Below are 15,067 nucleotides of genomic sequence, written 5' to 3' on the forward strand. Positions count from 1 at the left end.
TTACTGTCTTTCCTTGACATGGTTTTCATAACGGGCGCGCGCCGGGCCGATTTCGGCACGGTCGGAGACTTCAGGCACCGCGACATCCCACCAGTGACCGCCGGCCTGAGGGGTCGGATAGGGATCGGTATCGATGACGATCACTGTTGTTCGGGTGGAGGCACGGGCGCTCGCGAGCGCTTCTTCCAGTTCAGTGATGGTGGAAACCTTACGCGCATCCGCCCCCATCGAGCCGGCATGGGCGACGAAATCGATGGCGATGGGGTTGACGTTGGTGTGGGCGTAGAGGTTGTTGAACTCCGCGCCGCCGGTCTCCATCTGCAGGCGGTTGATGCAGCCATAGCCCCTGTTGTCGGTGATGACGAGCGTGATCTTCACGCCCATGGCGACCGATGTGGCAAGCTCCGAATTCATCATCATGTAGGAGCCGTCACCGACCATGACGATCACGTCGCGGTCCGGCTCCGCCATCTTGATGCCGAGGCCACCGGCCACTTCATAACCCATGCAGGAGAAGCCGTATTCCATGTGATAGGAGAGCGGCAGCTTGGATTTCCAAAGCTGGTGCAGCTCACCCGGCATGGTGCCTGCCGCGCACATGACGACGGTATTGTCACGCGACTGGCGCTGCACCGCGCCGATGACCTGCATGTCGGTGGGCAGGCTGTTGGCGTTGTCTTCGCCCGGCGCGGCTGTATCGGCATCGGCCTTTTCGAACCATGCCGCCTTGAGACCGGCATCCGGCGCGGCAAAACGGTGGCTGCCGAGTGCTGCGGAGAGCTTTTCAAGCCCGATCTTCGCATCCGCCGTCAGGCTGATCGCATCATGCTTGGCGCTGTCATAGGGCTGGACGTTGAGCGCCAGGATCTTGCGGTTAGGGTTCTTGAACAGCGCCCAGGAACCGGTGGTGAAATCCTGAAAACGGGTGCCGACGCCGAAGACCAGATCGGCCTTTTCACTGATGATATTGGCGCTTTCCGCGCCCGTGACGCCGACGGGACCGAAGTTGAGATCGTGATCCCACGCCAATGCCGATTTCCCAGCCTGCGTTTCGACAACGGGAATGGAATGGGTTTCGGCAAAGCGCTTCAGGGTTTCGGTTGCGCCGGCAAAATGCACGCCGCCGCCGGCAACGATGATCGGGTTCTTCGCCGCCTTCAGCGCGGCGACCGCATCTTCGAATTCCACAACATCCGGCTCAGGACGGCGCTGACGCCAGACGCGCTTTTCGAAGAAGCTGACAGGATAATCATAGGCTTCCGCCTGCACATCCTGGCAGAAGGCGAGCGTGACCGGGCCGCAATCGGCCGGGTCTGTCATGGTGCGCATGGCGCGGGGAAGGGCGGTCAGCAACTGTTCCGGTCGCATGATGCGGTCAAAGTAACGGCTTACCGGGCGGAAGCAGTCGTTGACCGTCATGGTGCCGTCGCCGAAATCTTCGAGCTGCTGCAGCACGGGGTCGGGGCCGCGATTGGCGAAGACATCGCCGGGAATCAGCAGAACCGGCAGGCGGTTGACATGCGCAAGGGCCGCCGCCGTCACCATATTGGCGGCGCCGGGACCGATGGAGGAGGTGACCGCCATCGCCCGCCGGCGGCGCAGCTGCTTGGTGTAAGCAATGGCCGCATGGGCCATGGATTGCTCGTTCTGGCCGCGATAGGTCTGCAGCTCGTCGCGAATGCCATGCAGCGCTTCGCCGATACCGGCGACGTTGCCGTGGCCGAAAATGGCCCAGACACCGGCAATATAGGTTTCGCCATGTTCATTCATCTGCGCGGCGAGGTAACGAACCATTGCCTGCGCAGCCGTCATTCTGATTGTCTTCACGCTGCCTCTCCCTTTTTGGCGCGCGCCTCATCCCAAATGCGGCACAGGCTGATATAGCGCTGCGCCATATCCTTCACCGCTTCCTGATCGGTGATCCTGCCACCGAGCCAGCTTCGCGCGGCATCTGCGAAAATCGTGCGGCCAACGGCGAAACCTTTGACCAGATCAAAACCGGCGGCAAGGCGGAAGCTTTCCTCCAGCTCGCTTTGCGGGGCGTCGAGACCGAGAACGACGATGCCGCGCACATAAGGATCGTTACGATGCACGGCATCGCAGGCGTTCTTCCAGGCGGCGCGGGTCTTCATCGGCTCCAGCTTCCACCAGTCGGGATAGACCCCGATCTCATAAAAACGCTCGACGATGCGGGCGGCTGTCAGATCGTCGGTCGGGCCGACCTTGGAAGGAATGACCTCCAGCAACATTTCCAGCCGGTTGCGGCGTGTCGCCTGGAACAGACGCATGACCGTCTCCTCCTGCGTTGATCGCATCTCCTCCGTATCGTCGGGATGATAGAAGCACAGGACCTTGACGACATTTTCAAGCGGCCATTCGGACAGCCCGCCGAAATCCTTGCCGAGTTCCGGTTCCAGCGTCAGCGGACGGGAGCCGGGCCATTCCACTGGGCGGCCGATCCAGAGACCGGAACCGCTCGCGGCAAACAGGGCGTCACGGCCAAGGCGACCGTCGCAGAGAATACCGTAACCCGGCCTGTCGCCGGCCACCTGCTGTGCGGCTTCTAGGCAGAGCTTCTTGAAAGCGCCGATCTTTTCGTGCTTGACGCCAAGCTCGTCGGCGATGGCTTCCAGCTGCATGCGGTGGTCAAAGGCGAAGACGCGCATCGTGTCCCAGTCGCCCTTGCGGTTGGTGGACCAGTGCACCTGTTCCAGCGCCTCGTCCTTGCGCAGCGCCTTGTTGCGAATGCCGGCCTTGAAGAAATATTGCAGCTCTTCCCAGCTCGGATAGGCCGGCGTGCAGCCGTGGCGGGAAACGGCGAAGGCGCCGCATGCATTGGCGTATTTTAATGTCGTCGGCCAGTCTTCGCCGCGCAGCCAGCCACGGAACAGCCCGGCCATGAAGCCATCGCCCGCACCCAGAACGTTGAAGACCTCGATCGGGAAACCTTCGCCCGTCTCGCCATCGTCGAGACTTGCCGGGATTTCACCGGTGAAGACCGAGGCCCCCATCGGCCCGCGCTTGCACACCAGCGTCGCATTCGAAACCTTGCGCACGGCCTTCAGCGCCGCAAGCGTATCGGTGGAGCCGCCGGCGATGTGGAATTCTTCCTCGGTGCCGACGATCAGGTCGAAGAGATGCAGGGTGGATTGCAGCTTGGCGGTGACCTTCTGCGATTCCACGAAACGGCTTTCGCCGTCGCCATGGCCGGCCACACCCCAGAGATTGGGCCGGTAATCGATATCGAGCGCGGTCTTCGCGCCATTTTCGCGGGCGAGTTTCAGCGCCTTCAGCACGGCCGCTTCCGTTTTTGGATGCGACAGATGCGTGCCGGTGGCGCAGACGCAAGCAGCTTCGGCGATGAAGGCGGGATCGATATCGTCTTCGCTGAGCGCCATGTCGGCGCAGTTTTCGCGATAAAAGATCAGCGGGAACTGGTTCTGGTCGCGAATGCCGAGCAGCACCAGCGCGGTCAGCCGCTCCGGGTCTGTCTTCACGCCGCGCACATCAACGCCTTCACGCACCAGCTGCTCGCGGATGAAGCGGCCCATATGCTCATCTCCGACACGGGTGATGACGGCGCTGTTGAGCCCAAGGCGTGCAGCGCCGGCTGCTATATTGGTGGGAGAGCCGCCGATATATTTGGCAAAGGAGGCCATGTCCTCCAGACGGCCGCCAACCTGCGAACCGTACAGATCGACAGACGAGCGCCCGATCGTGATAAGATCAAGTTTTTTCAAAAGGTTCCTCCTTCGGGCCGCCCGTTGCGGCGGCCTGCCTCACATGTTTGGAGCGATATCGGGCAAAGCTGCCCGCACCTTTCGCCATCCCGTTCCGGCAGGCCTCCTCCGCCCGCTGTCATCCGTCACGAGACGGACGAATATGGAATGCCCGTTTCATGGATTTGGATCATAAATTCTATTTTTTCCATTTTCAATAAAAATATTCAGGCTGTTTTGCGGGTTCCCACAGCCACGGCCAGCGTAATCGCCAGACAGAGGGTGGCGGAAAGGGAGCGGAATGCACCAAAATCGATCTCCGTGACCGTCAGAAGCGTTGCGCCGGATTTTCGCAGCGGATTGACGGCAGAATCAGAGAGCGCAACCACCGGAATGCCATTGGCCCGGGCCGTTTCCGCCAGTTCCAGCGTCTCAGTGGAATAGGGGGAGAAGGTGATGGCGATCAGCGCGTCATCGCTGGAGATGGCGCTGATATTGCCCAGCCCGCCGACGGCGCTGTGCAGAACCGCCGGAACCTTCATTTTCTCGAAGGCATAGGCAAGGTAACTGGCTATGGGGAAAGAACGTCGCAAACCGACAATGTGGACGGTGCGCGCGCCAGCCAGTGCCGAAACTGCCTCGTCAAGCTGCCGTGTATCGACCGATTTCAGCAGCATTTCCAGCGAGGAACGACCAGCTTCGACAAATTCCGCAAGCAGGCTGGAGGCACTTTCATCGCCCTTTTCACGCAGATGGTCGAGCCGTGTGGTGTAATCCGGCCAGCCGCCGACATAGGAATCGCGAAACAGGCGCTGCATTTCCGAAAAACCGGAAAAGCCCATGATCTGGCAAAACCGCATGAAGGCCGAAGGCTGCACGCCAGCACCCTCTGCCATTTCGGCGACGGTGGAAACGGCGATGCGGTCCTGATTGGAGGCGACATAATCGGCGCATTGCCGCAATCGTTTCGGCAGCCCCTCCGCAACCTGGAGCAACCGCTCCTCAAAAGCCTTCACCGATTCTGGCGCCTCGATTGCCGTCATTGTCGTTCCTTTATGCAGACTGAAATTGTGTGCACTTTAACTCCAGTGGAATTTTTATTCCATTGGGTTTTTTAGGAACGAATAAATGAGGTGTCGTGGGTCCGTTGTGGGCACAGTTGATCCGACGCCCTCATTCCTGTGCCTGTCACAGGGGTCCAGCCAATGCGCATCTGCGCGGTGGGGGCTGGAAACCTGTTCTGGTTTTATTTCGATGCACTCAGTGCAGCCCGCCAACGCCAAGATGCGTATCGACAATATCCGGGTTCTCCGCAAGCGCGCTGGACGGCCCTTCCCAGACGATGCGGCCACGTTCCATGATGATGGCGTGGTCGGCGAAGTCGATGGCCATCTGGATACGCTGTTCGACGAGAAGAATGGTCATTTCGCCCGATTGCGCCAGTTTGGAAAAGGCCGCCATCAGCTCCTCGCAGATGACGGGGGCGAGGCCTTCCAGCGGTTCGTCGAGAAGCAGCACGCGCGGCTGGCCGAGAATCGTGCGGGCGGTGGAAAGCATCTGCTGTTCGCCGCCGGAAAGTTGCGAGCCGAGATTGCGGCGGCGCTCCTTCAGGCGCGGAAACAGCGTGTAGGCTTCCTCGATGGCCGATTTCGGCCGGGTCTTGAGGCCGACGAACAGGTTTTCCTCGACGGTCAGCGTCGGGAAGACATCCCGCGTCTGCGGCACGTAGCCGAGGCCGGCTTTGGCGCGGGCGGCGCTCGGCAGGGCGGCGATGTCCTGCCCGCCGATGCGGATATCGCCGGCAAAGCGTTTCGTCTGGCCGGCCAGCGTGGCGAAGAGGCTGGTCTTGCCGACGCCGTTGCGGCCGAGAACCGCGAAACGCGAGCCCGACGGCACGGAAAGCGACAGGCCCTCGATGACGCGGGTGGGGCCGTAACCGGCGGTGAGGTTGACGATTTCAAGCGGCGCTGCGGGCATCGGCGTAACTTCCCAGATAGGCTTGGCGGACTTCCGCATTGCTGGTGACGTCTTCCGGCGAACCGTCGAAGATGACCGCGCCTGCGGCGAGCACCACCACACGTTTGGCAAAACGGAAGACCAGATCCATGTCATGCTCGATCATCAGGATCGCGAGATCGGCCGGCAGCCGGTCGAGTGCCTGTTCGATGCGCGCGGTTTCCGTGGAAGGCACGCCGGCGGCCGGTTCGTCGAGCAGCAGGATTTTCGGGCGAAGCGCCATGGCAAGCGCGATCTCGATCAGCCGTTGCTGGCCATAGGCGATTTCGCGCACGCGGGTTTCTGCAAGGGCCAGAAGACCGAGCGTGCCGAGAATGTCGCGGGCTTCGCTCATCACCGCGGGCATGGCGCGGTAACGGCCGAAAATCCGGCCCGTCTTGCCTTCGCGCTGGAGAATGGCAAGCGCCACATGCTCCTCCGGCGTCATGTCCTGAAACAGCCTTGTGACCTGGAAGGAGCGGACGAGGCCGCGCTTCACCCGCTGGCTGGCGCTGAGGCCGGTCACGTCTTCGCCGGCGATGCGCACCGTGCCGGCCGAGGGCTTGATGTTGCCGGTGACGAGATTGACGAAGGTGGTCTTGCCGGCGCCATTGGGGCCGATCAGCACCGTGCGGTCTCCCGGCGAAAGCGACAGCGAGACATTGTTGGTGACGACGAGGCCGCCGAAATTCTTCTTGAGGCCGGATACTTCGAAAATGGCGCTCATTTACGAACTCCCCGCAGGCGCGCAATGATCTGCTCACCTGCGCCATAAAGCCCGCGTGGTGCGAAGAGCACGACGGCAATCAGCAGCAGGCCGACAATGGTGAGCCAATGAAATGGATTGGCGGCGGAAACGACATCTTCGAACCACATGAAGGTGACGGTGCCGATCAGCGCACCATAGAGCGAACCCGCGCCGCCGAGTACCAGCATGACCAGCGCTTCGGCCGAAAGCGTGAAGCTGAGGCTATCGAGGCCGACGACCTGGGTGGAAATCGCGTTCAGTGCGCCGCCAATGCCGGCGACGACGCCTGATATGACGAACATCTTCAAAATCGTGCCATTGACCGAGCCGCCCATGGCCTGAATGCGGATGCTGTCCTGCTTGACGCCGCGACACAGCATGCCGAAGGGCGAGTGGACAATGACCCTGAGGGCGAGGAAAACGAGGAGCAGCAGACAGACGCCATAGATATAGGCGGTGCGGCCGAAAAGATCGAACTCGAAGGTGCCGAACAGGGCGTCCGGCGAGACGCCGGCAAGGCCGTCGCTGCCGCCCGTCCAGTTCGACGCCTTGTTGGCCGCCTCATGGAACAGATGGATGACGGCGATGGAAAGCACCAGCTGCGGCAGGCCGTGGGCACGCAGCAGAACCGTGCCGGAGAGCAGCCCGGCGACGCCGCCTGCTGCGGCGCCGATGGCGGTCATGAGCAGCGGATCGGTGATCTCGAAATGGGCGGCGGCGATGCCGGCGGCATAGGCGCCCGCACCGAAGAGCGCCGCATGGCCGAGCGTGGCGACACCGCAATACCCTGTGACGAGATCGATCGAAAGCACGAGAAGCCCAATGGCGATGATGCGGGTCAGAAGCGCCAGATTATCCGGAAACAGAAAGTAGCCGATGATGGCGGCGGCGATGATGAGGAGCGGCCCTGCGACAGCGCGCAGCGGCGAGCGTGTTTTCGGGATCTCTGCCGTTTCAGTCACGTCGTTCATGAGCACCGCCATCTCATTTCGCCCTTCCGAGAAGGCCGCGCGGGAACAACGTGATGATCACGATGACCGCCAGATAAAAGAAGAATTCGCCATATTCAGGGGCGAGATACCGCCCGGTCGTATCGATGGCGCCGAGCAGCAGGCAGGCGATCAGCGCGCCGGGGATGGAGCCCGCGCCGCCGACCGAGACCACCACGAGGAAGGTGACCATATAGCGCAGCGCATAATAGGGTTCGACCGGCAGCAGTTCCGCGCCGATGACGCCGCCCATTGCGGCAAGACCGACGGCGATGGCGAAGCTGACGGCATAGATGATTTCGGTGCGCACGCCCAGCGCCGCAGCCATCGCGGCATTGTCCACCGCCGCTCGCAGCTTGATGCCGAAGGCCGTCTTTTCGAAGGTGAACCACAATGCACCCGCGACGGCCAGACCGCAGGCAATGGCGAAGATGCGGTGGGTCGCAATGGTGCGGAAGCCGAGATCGGTCGGGCCAGCCAGCTGCTGCGGCAGCGGAATGGTCTTCAGCGTCGGGCCGAAGACGAAATTGGCGATGCCGATGATGCAGAAGGTGATGCCGATGGTCATCAGCACCTGCGTCAGTTCAGGTGCACCATAAATCCGCCGGTAAAGGAAACGTTCGAGCGGTATGGCGATGATAATGGTGCCGACGATGGCAACGAGGATCGCCGCCGCATAACCGAGACCGAGGCCGTGGGCGGCATAAGAGGCGAGGTAACCGCCGATCATGGCGAAAGCGCCATGCGCCAGATTGACCACCCGCATCAGTCCCATCGTCACCGAAAGGCCGATGGAGATGATGAACAGGACCATGCCATAGGCAAGCGCATCGATAAGGATGCTGAAGACCGTCTGCATGTTGAAAAAACTCCTCCCGGTGCTGTAACGCCCGTCCGGGCCGGAACCGAACCGCCGCAAGGGCGGCTCGACCGTTGCAAGAATGCCGCCCTTGTGGCGGCGAGGCCGGTATCGCCGGTTATTTCGCGGCGGTGAGACCCGGATCGCCCTGTTTTTCGAAGGTCTGGACTTCCTTGTTGTAATAGTTGCCGTCATCGCCCTTGGCGACTTCGCGCAGATAGATGTTCTGCGTGATGTGGCGGCTTTCCGGATCGATGCTGACAGGGCCGCGCGGGCTTGTCCAGGAAAGACCCTTCACCGCCTCGACTGCCTTTTCCGCATCCTGTTTGCCGCCGGTGGCCTCGATCATCTTGCTGATGACATACATGCCGTCAAAGGCGCTAACGGCAGGGAAGGACAGTTCCTTCGGATTGCCGATCGCCTTGGTGGCGGCTTCCACGAAGGTCTTGTTCTCAGGTGAATCATGCGAGACGGCATAATGGAAGGTCGTCTGCATGCCGAGTGCGGCCTCGCCAAGTGCCGGCAGGTCGGATTCCTGCGTGAGATCGCCCGGCGCGAAGAGCTTGACGCCTGATGATTTCAGCCCGTTATCGTTGAAGGCCTTGACGAAGCCGAGCGTGGTCGGGCCTGACGGCAGGAAGGCGAAAACCCCTTGCGCGCCGGAATCCTTCACGCGCTGCATGATGGGGCTGAAATCATTGGTGGAAAGCGGCATGCGGATGGTTTCCACCACCTCACCGCCGGCGGCGGTAAATGCCGTCTTGAACGCGTTTTCGGCATCGACGCCGGGGCCGTAATCGCTGACCAGTGAAATGACCTTCTTCACACCGCCATCAAACGCCACCTTGGCAATGGGGGTGGAGGTCTGCCAGGTGGTGAACGAGGTACGCACCACATAGGGGCTTTTGGTCACGATGGCCGAAGTGGCGGCATTCATGATGACCATCGGCACATTGCCCTGCTTCAGAAGCGGCGTGACGGCCATGGCGTCGGGTGTGAAATAGAAGCCGGCGAGATATTGCACGCGTTCCTTCACCACCAGTTCCTGTGCCAGCGCCTTGGACTGCGCCGGATCGGCTTGCGGCACATCGCGATAGACGACCTCGACCGTGTCATCGCCGACCTTGTTGCCGTGAAGTGCAAACCAGGCATCGATGCCGGCCTTGAAGTTCTTGCCCTGCAACGCAAAGGGGCCGGAGAACGGACCGACCACGCCGACCTTGATTGTCTCGGCATAAGCAGCAGAACTGAAGCAGATGGCCGCGATTGCGGCGGTGATCCGTAATTTCATTGATTTTCTCCCAATTGATCCGTGGCTCCCATCCACAGATCCAGGCTGCCAGATTGATGAGTGCGGTGACCAAAGTAAAATGAAATAAGGGGGGTAATAAATAACCTGACGGTTATCAATCCCGGCTTCATCTGCTTCCGTCTGCAATGGGATCACACAATAGGCATCGCCGGGTGATTCTCAATACGAAGCCCACCGGCGACCATCGCGGGCGGCCTGTCTGGAAGCTGCCGCGTCTGGATGTCCCGTTATCAAACGGCTGCGGCCGGTGACGGGAAGACACGGATTTCATGCGCGCAAAATGATATGCCTTAACCAGTTCTAAGGGGATTGTTCGTAGTCTCGCGAAGCATATTTTGAAATTTATTTGGTGTCTGATGGGCGAATATCAAAATAAGGCTGTTGAGCTGATGCGAAATCGCGTCGGAGAAAGTATACTCAACAACAAGATCGAGCGCCGCGAGGCGTTTCTGCGCAAGGCGCTGGCTCTGTATCACGTCATGGGTGGTACGGTGGAGGGTGTTCAGGCGGCGACGAAGGATGTTGCAACCTTGCCGGTGCCGGCCGTCGACGTGGCCGTCGGCGATGTCATGTATAAGCTTGCCGCAATCGGCCATGTCGCCGATATCGATATCATTCAGGCCGGTTATAACAAGCTCGACGCCGCAAACCTGCATATCCTCAGCAAAGGCAAGAAGCTGTTGCAGAAACAGCGGGAAAACAAGCTTGCCGCCACCACGACACCGGAAAAATAAGCGTAATTTCCGTTCCTGCCCGCCAAAAGTGCGGTTCAGGGTATGCCCCAGCACTAGGCTGGGGCATAGGCATTTCAGGCGTCAGGCGACGATCGGAATCCAGATTTCCACGGTGCCCCGTCCCGTTTGCGGATCGAAACGTCGATCATACAGTTCGAAATCGGGGGAGCGGGCGGTTTTGAGGCCGGCATCGGGCAAGGCTTTGTTCCAGATCGTATAGACCGTTTTGGGAAGATCCGAGATATGGCCACTATGGGTGAAGACCGCGTAGGATTGCGCGGGTACCTCGATGTGATCCATGCCGGCTGTTTTCTTCAGCGCTTTGACGCCGGCTAGATATGTGCAGTTGCCAGCTTCATCGGCGACGCTGCATACGCCGTAAGCGGCCCCGGATACCGCCTCCTCGACGTCGTTTTCACGGGTGTTAAAGGCTTGCCAGAGCGTCGGAATAGCGCCGTTGTTCTCCAGCGAACAGGCGGTGCTGAGACCGACTACCAGGAAGGCGTCGGCGCTGCGCATTTCCGGTGGCTGGACTTTGACGAACATGTCGTTCTTCATTTTGAATGGCTCCATGAGATCAAGGGATGAGGTTGATCGGGCCTTGCGAACAATGCTCGGTAATATGTTGAAATAATTCGCAAAGGCTCGTGTGAACGCCTCATGAGACCCGTATCCCGCACCAAGCGCGACGGTGAGGATGTCAGCATCGCACTGCGCGATGGTTCTGGCCGCCTCGGAAAGCCGACGCGCCCGGACATAAGACATGATCGACAGGCCGGTGGAAAGCTGGAACAACCGGCACATATGATGTGTGCTGATGGCGCAGCGGTCGGACAGGACCATCAATGTCAGGTCTTTGTGCAGGTCGGTCTCGATCTGCCAGATAAGTTTGTCCAGGGCGGGCATGGGGTCTCCTGTGGTTCACACCCGCATCATGCAAAACCGCTCCCCTTCATGCTTGATCGGGTTTGACTTGTTGTCGCGAATGGACCGGACAATACAGGAGACATCCGAATATTTGTCGGATGTCGCGCCGCTGCTTCCAAGTTGACCGGGTGCCAGCGCGCCCGAAGGTGAATACGCTGGCATGGGGCCCTTACCTGGCGATGTCAGGCGACCTGCGGTGACACAATCTCCTGCCAGGCATCATAGGCCGATAGAACCGTTTCCATCTGTGCAGTATGGCCGGTGATGAAATCATCGCCGTAGATCGTCTCATCGGGATATTCGGTGATCAACGTCATCGGCACGGTGTGGCGGTCGTCGATGGACGAGAGGCACGGGAAGCCGTTGATGATGCGGAAACCGGTTTCGCCGGCGTGGATTTCATAAAGCGCGATCTGTCGATTGTTGTAATCGAGCAGCCCGGGAATGGCGCCGAGATGGCGGGTTACCCTGTCGAGCAGGGCTTCGGCCTGGCTTTCCCAGTCGGCATGATGGCGGATGATGAGGAAGAAGCCTTTCGGCAGTGTCCACATGGCGAAGTTGCGCGGCACATAACCTGATAGAGGCCGGGTCCATTCATGCGAGGGATAGCCGTGCAGGTTTACATGCAGGCTGGCACCGCTCATCTCCTGCGCTTTGAAGCGGATTTCCTTCTCGTTGAGATGGCTGCCTGAATTTTCCGGCGTGCGATATTCGAGATCGTCGCCCAGCGCCGTGTAGCGTGCCGCATGGTGCATATGACGGGGATTGTCGATGCGCAGCCGTTGGTGCAGGGCATAGCCGTCAGGGTTTTCCAGCGGCGATATGGTGAAATGCGCACCCTTGCGCTCTGCAAGTTTGCGGGCCGCCCGGATGGCGCCGACGATGCCTGTCGTCTCGTTGGGGTGCTGGCCGCCACTCACCATCACGGCGGCATCGCTGCCGGCGATGTAACGGGCGGCCAGAATGCGGCCGGAACGCGAGCGGGCATCGAAGGCCTCGCCGCCGATCTCCGATAGCAACCCTGCGATCTGACCTGCGGCCACCGGTTCGCTGGCCGCATCGATCGTCTGCTCCTTGCCATCGAGGAAGGCGGTGGTGAGCGCACGGGTCTCGATGCGGACCGAAACCTCGCCATTGCTCTTGGCGATTTCCGGAACGATCTGGCCGGGTTTCAGGCCGCGGTCACCCAGCGGTCGGCCCGATTTTTTCTGGAAGAATTCCAAGAGCGAGAAATAGAAATCCTCATGCAGCGCTTCACGCAGGCTGACGACTTCATCGCCGACCGGTAGCGACAGGTCTTCGGCCGGATGCGCAGCGCGGATGTTCAATTCCTCGAAATAGGGTTCTTCATTACCCCAGTCGTGGCTGGCGACTGCTTTAATGGCCGCTTCGAAAAGTCGCTCGTAGTCCGTCTCCAGCCGCTCGCCGGTCATATCGCCTGCAAGACGGAACCAGCCGGTGGGTGAGACATTGGTTTCGCCGACGATATCGTCGTGAACCCGGTTTGGAGCCAGAACCTTCAGTGTTTCCGTCCGGTCGCCACGCTTGAGTGTCAGGTCATAGTGAAGGGCATCGTCCTTGCGGGCAATGAAGCCAATCTTCGCATCGCCGACCAATGCTGCCAGCGGATAGGCCTCCAGCCGGAAACGGTTGGCGGGCGCGTTTGCGTGCACCGGGTAACCCACCTCGATGCTATCGACGCCATCAAGATTGATCTCTTCCAGAAAGGTGAAGAGAAGCGGCTTGTAGGCGCTGCGGATACGGGCGCTGATGCCCTTCTTCTTCAGCCTCTCTTCGGCCTCGCGGCGGCTTTTGGCATCATCGAAGGTCCATGCCTCGAAGGATTGGCCGGGCGCGGCGCGGGCGACAAGGGCGTCCAGGGTGCGCTCGAAGGTCTGTTCGAAAATCTGGCTCATCGCTGTTACCTCGAGGTTCTGCCTGTTGGGTCAAGGCTGTCGCGCAGCCAGTCGCCGAGAAGGTTGAGGCCAAGCACGGTGAGGAGAATGGCGAGGCCGGGGAAAACGCTGACCCACCATGCCGTCTGCAGATAGGTGCGGCCATCCGCCAGCATGCCGCCCCAGCTCGGAATGGTCGGATCGACGCCGAGGCCAAGGAAGGTGAGGCTGCTTTCAAGCAGGATATTGTTGGCGACATTGAGCGTCATCAGCACGATGACGGGGCCGATGAGGTTCGGCAGCAGGTGCTGGAGGATGATGCGCCAGTCCTTCACGCCGATGGCGCGGGCGGAAAGGATGAATTCCCGTTCCCTCAGCGTCAGCACCGAGCCGCGCACGAGGCGGGCATATTGCACCCATTGAGACACGATCAGCAGGATGATGGTGTTGGTAAGGCTGCCGCCGACAATGGCGATGAAGGTGATGGCAAGAAGGATGAAGGGCATGGCGAGCTGGATATCGGCAAAGCGCATGACCAGCATATCCCAGAAGCCGCGATAATAACCGGCCACGAGGCCGACAGCGACGCCGAAGATGACGGCGCCGATGACCGAAGTGAAACCGACCAGCAGCGAAATCTTGCCGCCGGCGACGACGCGGGCGAGCACGTCACGCCCCAGCGGATCGGTGCCGAGCGGATGGGCGGCGCTGGCAAAGGGCTTGGCAAGGCGCGCCATCAGGTCGATCTTCTCCGCCCCACCGGGAAACAGCACGTCGGAAAAGAGGACGGCAAGGCAGATGACGGTGGTGAGCAACGCGCCGAGAACGAATTCGAGATTGGTGAAGCGCGACAGGCGCGAGGTTTTGGCAGCCATCGTCACTTACTCCGTGCGGATGCGCGGATCGACAAGCCCATAGGCGATATCGACCAGAAGGTTGATGCCGACGATCATCAGCGACAGCACGGTGATGACGGCCTGAAGCACGGGATAATCACGCGCGCCGACCGCATCGAAAGCCAGCGTGCCGAGACCCGGCCAGTTGAAGACACGCTCGATGACGACGATGCCGCCGAGCAGCCCGCCGAATTGCAGGCCGAAATAGGTAATCAGCGGAATGGCGCAGTTGCGCAGCGCGTGTTTGTACAGCACCTTGCTTTCGCTGAGACCCTTGGCGCGCGCCACCATGACATATTGCGAACGCAGCGTATCGAGCATGGCCGTGCGCACCAGGCGCACATTGGTGGCCGTCAGGATCACACCCATGGTGACTGACGGCATGATGTAGCTGGCAAAACCGCCCATGCCGCTGGGCGGCAGCCAGCCGAGCGTGATGGAGAACAGGAGCACCAGCATGGTGGCCAGCCAGAAATTCGGGAAGGACAGGCCGACAAGCGAGAAGATGCGGATCACCTGATCGGCCGTCTTGCCGCGCGAGGTCGCCGCCTTGATGCCGAGCGGGATCGAAAGCACAATCGACACCGCCATCGAGATGAAGGCGAGCAAAAGCGTGGCGGGCAGGGCGTCGGCAATCAGCCGCGAGACCGGCGTGCTGCCGGTGAAGCTGCGGCCGAAATCGAGCGTTACGAGGCCCTTCAGGAAGCTGAAATATTGCACGAAGAACGGTCGGTCGGTACCGAGCGCCGCGCGAATGCGCGCCAGATCGTCTTCCGTCATGCTGCCGCCGCCCTGGAACATGGTGACAGCCGGATCGCCCGTCAGGCGGATGGCGAAAGAGACGAGAAGGGTGATGGCGATGACGACAAAAATCGCCTGCAGCAATCGCTTGATGAGGAAACCGGCCACGTTTTTTACCTTGCGAGGAAACGGGGGAAGAGAAATCCCGCCTTGCCCGCGAGAGGCGGACAAGGCGGCGTGTCAGAGGATCAA

Annotated in this window: 13 protein-coding genes; 1 reads left to right on the plus strand and 12 read right to left on the minus strand. The window is 60.7% G+C overall.

Features of this window, described 5'->3' with window-relative positions:
• From iolD to CFBP6623_RS23310, 8 genes are all read right to left on the minus strand, one after another.
• Positions 1–1,827, minus strand: coding sequence for a 3D-(3,5/4)-trihydroxycyclohexane-1,2-dione acylhydrolase (decyclizing) (gene iolD, locus CFBP6623_RS23275; protein ID WP_052820663.1), 1,827 nt, complete (start codon positions 1,825–1,827; stop codon positions 1–3).
• A complete protein-coding gene (locus CFBP6623_RS23280; RefSeq protein WP_080842970.1) occupies positions 1,824–3,740 on the minus strand; it encodes a bifunctional 5-dehydro-2-deoxygluconokinase/5-dehydro-2-deoxyphosphogluconate aldolase in 1,917 nt (638 codons plus the stop codon). The genes iolD and CFBP6623_RS23280 overlap by 4 nt, the downstream gene beginning before the upstream one ends.
• A 206-nt stretch (positions 3,741–3,946) precedes the next feature.
• A complete protein-coding gene (locus CFBP6623_RS23285) occupies positions 3,947–4,762 on the minus strand; it encodes a MurR/RpiR family transcriptional regulator (protein WP_046802038.1) in 816 nt (271 codons plus the stop codon).
• Positions 4,763–4,979: 217 nt separating this feature from the next.
• Positions 4,980–5,696, minus strand: a complete 717-nt coding sequence (locus CFBP6623_RS23290) for an ABC transporter ATP-binding protein (protein ID WP_052820660.1) — start codon at positions 5,694–5,696, stop codon at positions 4,980–4,982.
• A complete protein-coding gene (locus CFBP6623_RS23295; protein ID WP_080842971.1) occupies positions 5,677–6,441 on the minus strand; it encodes an ABC transporter ATP-binding protein in 765 nt (254 codons plus the stop codon). The genes CFBP6623_RS23290 and CFBP6623_RS23295 overlap by 20 nt, the downstream gene beginning before the upstream one ends.
• The gene (locus CFBP6623_RS23300) at positions 6,438–7,445 is read right to left on the minus strand and encodes a branched-chain amino acid ABC transporter permease (RefSeq protein WP_080842972.1); all 1,008 of its coding nucleotides are present in this window, start codon (positions 7,443–7,445) and stop codon (positions 6,438–6,440) included. Before CFBP6623_RS23300 ends, CFBP6623_RS23295 begins: the two co-directional genes overlap by 4 nt.
• Position 7,446: 1 nt before the next feature.
• On the minus strand, positions 7,447–8,310 hold the full coding sequence (locus CFBP6623_RS23305; RefSeq protein ID WP_046802034.1) for a branched-chain amino acid ABC transporter permease: 864 nt from the start codon (positions 8,308–8,310) through the stop codon (positions 7,447–7,449).
• 118 nt (positions 8,311–8,428) lie between these two features.
• On the minus strand, positions 8,429–9,601 hold the full coding sequence (locus CFBP6623_RS23310; RefSeq protein WP_080842973.1) for an ABC transporter substrate-binding protein: 1,173 nt from the start codon (positions 9,599–9,601) through the stop codon (positions 8,429–8,431).
• 377 nt (positions 9,602–9,978) lie between these two features.
• Here CFBP6623_RS23310 and CFBP6623_RS23315 point away from each other — a divergent pair, with 377 nt between their 5' ends.
• Positions 9,979–10,356, plus strand: a complete 378-nt coding sequence (locus CFBP6623_RS23315) for a hypothetical protein (protein ID WP_052820655.1) — start codon at positions 9,979–9,981, stop codon at positions 10,354–10,356.
• An 81-nt stretch (positions 10,357–10,437) separates the two neighbouring features.
• Here the strand turns inward: CFBP6623_RS23315 and CFBP6623_RS23320 are convergent, their stop codons facing one another.
• The 4 genes from CFBP6623_RS23320 to CFBP6623_RS23335 form a co-directional block, all read right to left on the minus strand.
• The gene (locus tag CFBP6623_RS23320) at positions 10,438–11,262 is read right to left on the minus strand and encodes an AraC family transcriptional regulator (RefSeq protein ID WP_052820654.1); all 825 of its coding nucleotides are present in this window, start codon (positions 11,260–11,262) and stop codon (positions 10,438–10,440) included.
• 203 nt (positions 11,263–11,465) lie between these two features.
• Entirely contained in the window at positions 11,466–13,199 is a 1,734-nt protein-coding gene (locus CFBP6623_RS23325; RefSeq protein WP_080842974.1) for a M14 family metallopeptidase, read from the minus strand.
• A 5-nt stretch (positions 13,200–13,204) separates the two neighbouring features.
• A complete protein-coding gene (locus tag CFBP6623_RS23330) occupies positions 13,205–14,053 on the minus strand; it encodes an ABC transporter permease (RefSeq protein ID WP_080842975.1) in 849 nt (282 codons plus the stop codon).
• A gap of 6 nt (positions 14,054–14,059) precedes the next feature.
• On the minus strand, positions 14,060–14,983 hold the full coding sequence (locus tag CFBP6623_RS23335; RefSeq protein ID WP_167379193.1) for an ABC transporter permease: 924 nt from the start codon (positions 14,981–14,983) through the stop codon (positions 14,060–14,062).
• Between the last annotated feature and the right edge of the window lie 84 nt (positions 14,984–15,067).

Source organism: Agrobacterium tumefaciens (assembly GCF_005221385.1).
Lineage (GTDB): Bacteria > Pseudomonadota > Alphaproteobacteria > Rhizobiales > Rhizobiaceae > Agrobacterium > Agrobacterium tomkonis.

Excerpts from the sequence above, each read along its gene's own strand:
- CFBP6623_RS23285 (WP_046802038.1), bottom strand. The coding sequence starts at position 4,762 with ATGACGGCAATCGAGGCGCCAGAATCGGTGAAGGCTTTTGAGGAGCGG.
- CFBP6623_RS23290 (WP_052820660.1), bottom strand. The coding sequence starts at position 5,696 with ATGCCCGCAGCGCCGCTTGAAATCGTCAACCTCACCGCCGGTTACGGC.
- CFBP6623_RS23295 (WP_080842971.1), bottom strand. The coding sequence starts at position 6,441 with ATGAGCGCCATTTTCGAAGTATCCGGCCTCAAGAAGAATTTCGGCGGC.
- CFBP6623_RS23300 (WP_080842972.1), bottom strand. The coding sequence starts at position 7,445 with ATGGCGGTGCTCATGAACGACGTGACTGAAACGGCAGAGATCCCGAAA.
- CFBP6623_RS23305 (WP_046802034.1), bottom strand. The coding sequence starts at position 8,310 with ATGCAGACGGTCTTCAGCATCCTTATCGATGCGCTTGCCTATGGCATG.
- CFBP6623_RS23310 (WP_080842973.1), bottom strand. The coding sequence starts at position 9,601 with ATGAAATTACGGATCACCGCCGCAATCGCGGCCATCTGCTTCAGTTCT.
- CFBP6623_RS23315 (WP_052820655.1), top strand. The coding sequence starts at position 9,979 with ATGGGCGAATATCAAAATAAGGCTGTTGAGCTGATGCGAAATCGCGTC.
- CFBP6623_RS23320 (WP_052820654.1), bottom strand. The coding sequence starts at position 11,262 with ATGCCCGCCCTGGACAAACTTATCTGGCAGATCGAGACCGACCTGCAC.
- CFBP6623_RS23325 (WP_080842974.1), bottom strand. The coding sequence starts at position 13,199 with ATGAGCCAGATTTTCGAACAGACCTTCGAGCGCACCCTGGACGCCCTT.
- CFBP6623_RS23330 (WP_080842975.1), bottom strand. The coding sequence starts at position 14,053 with ATGGCTGCCAAAACCTCGCGCCTGTCGCGCTTCACCAATCTCGAATTC.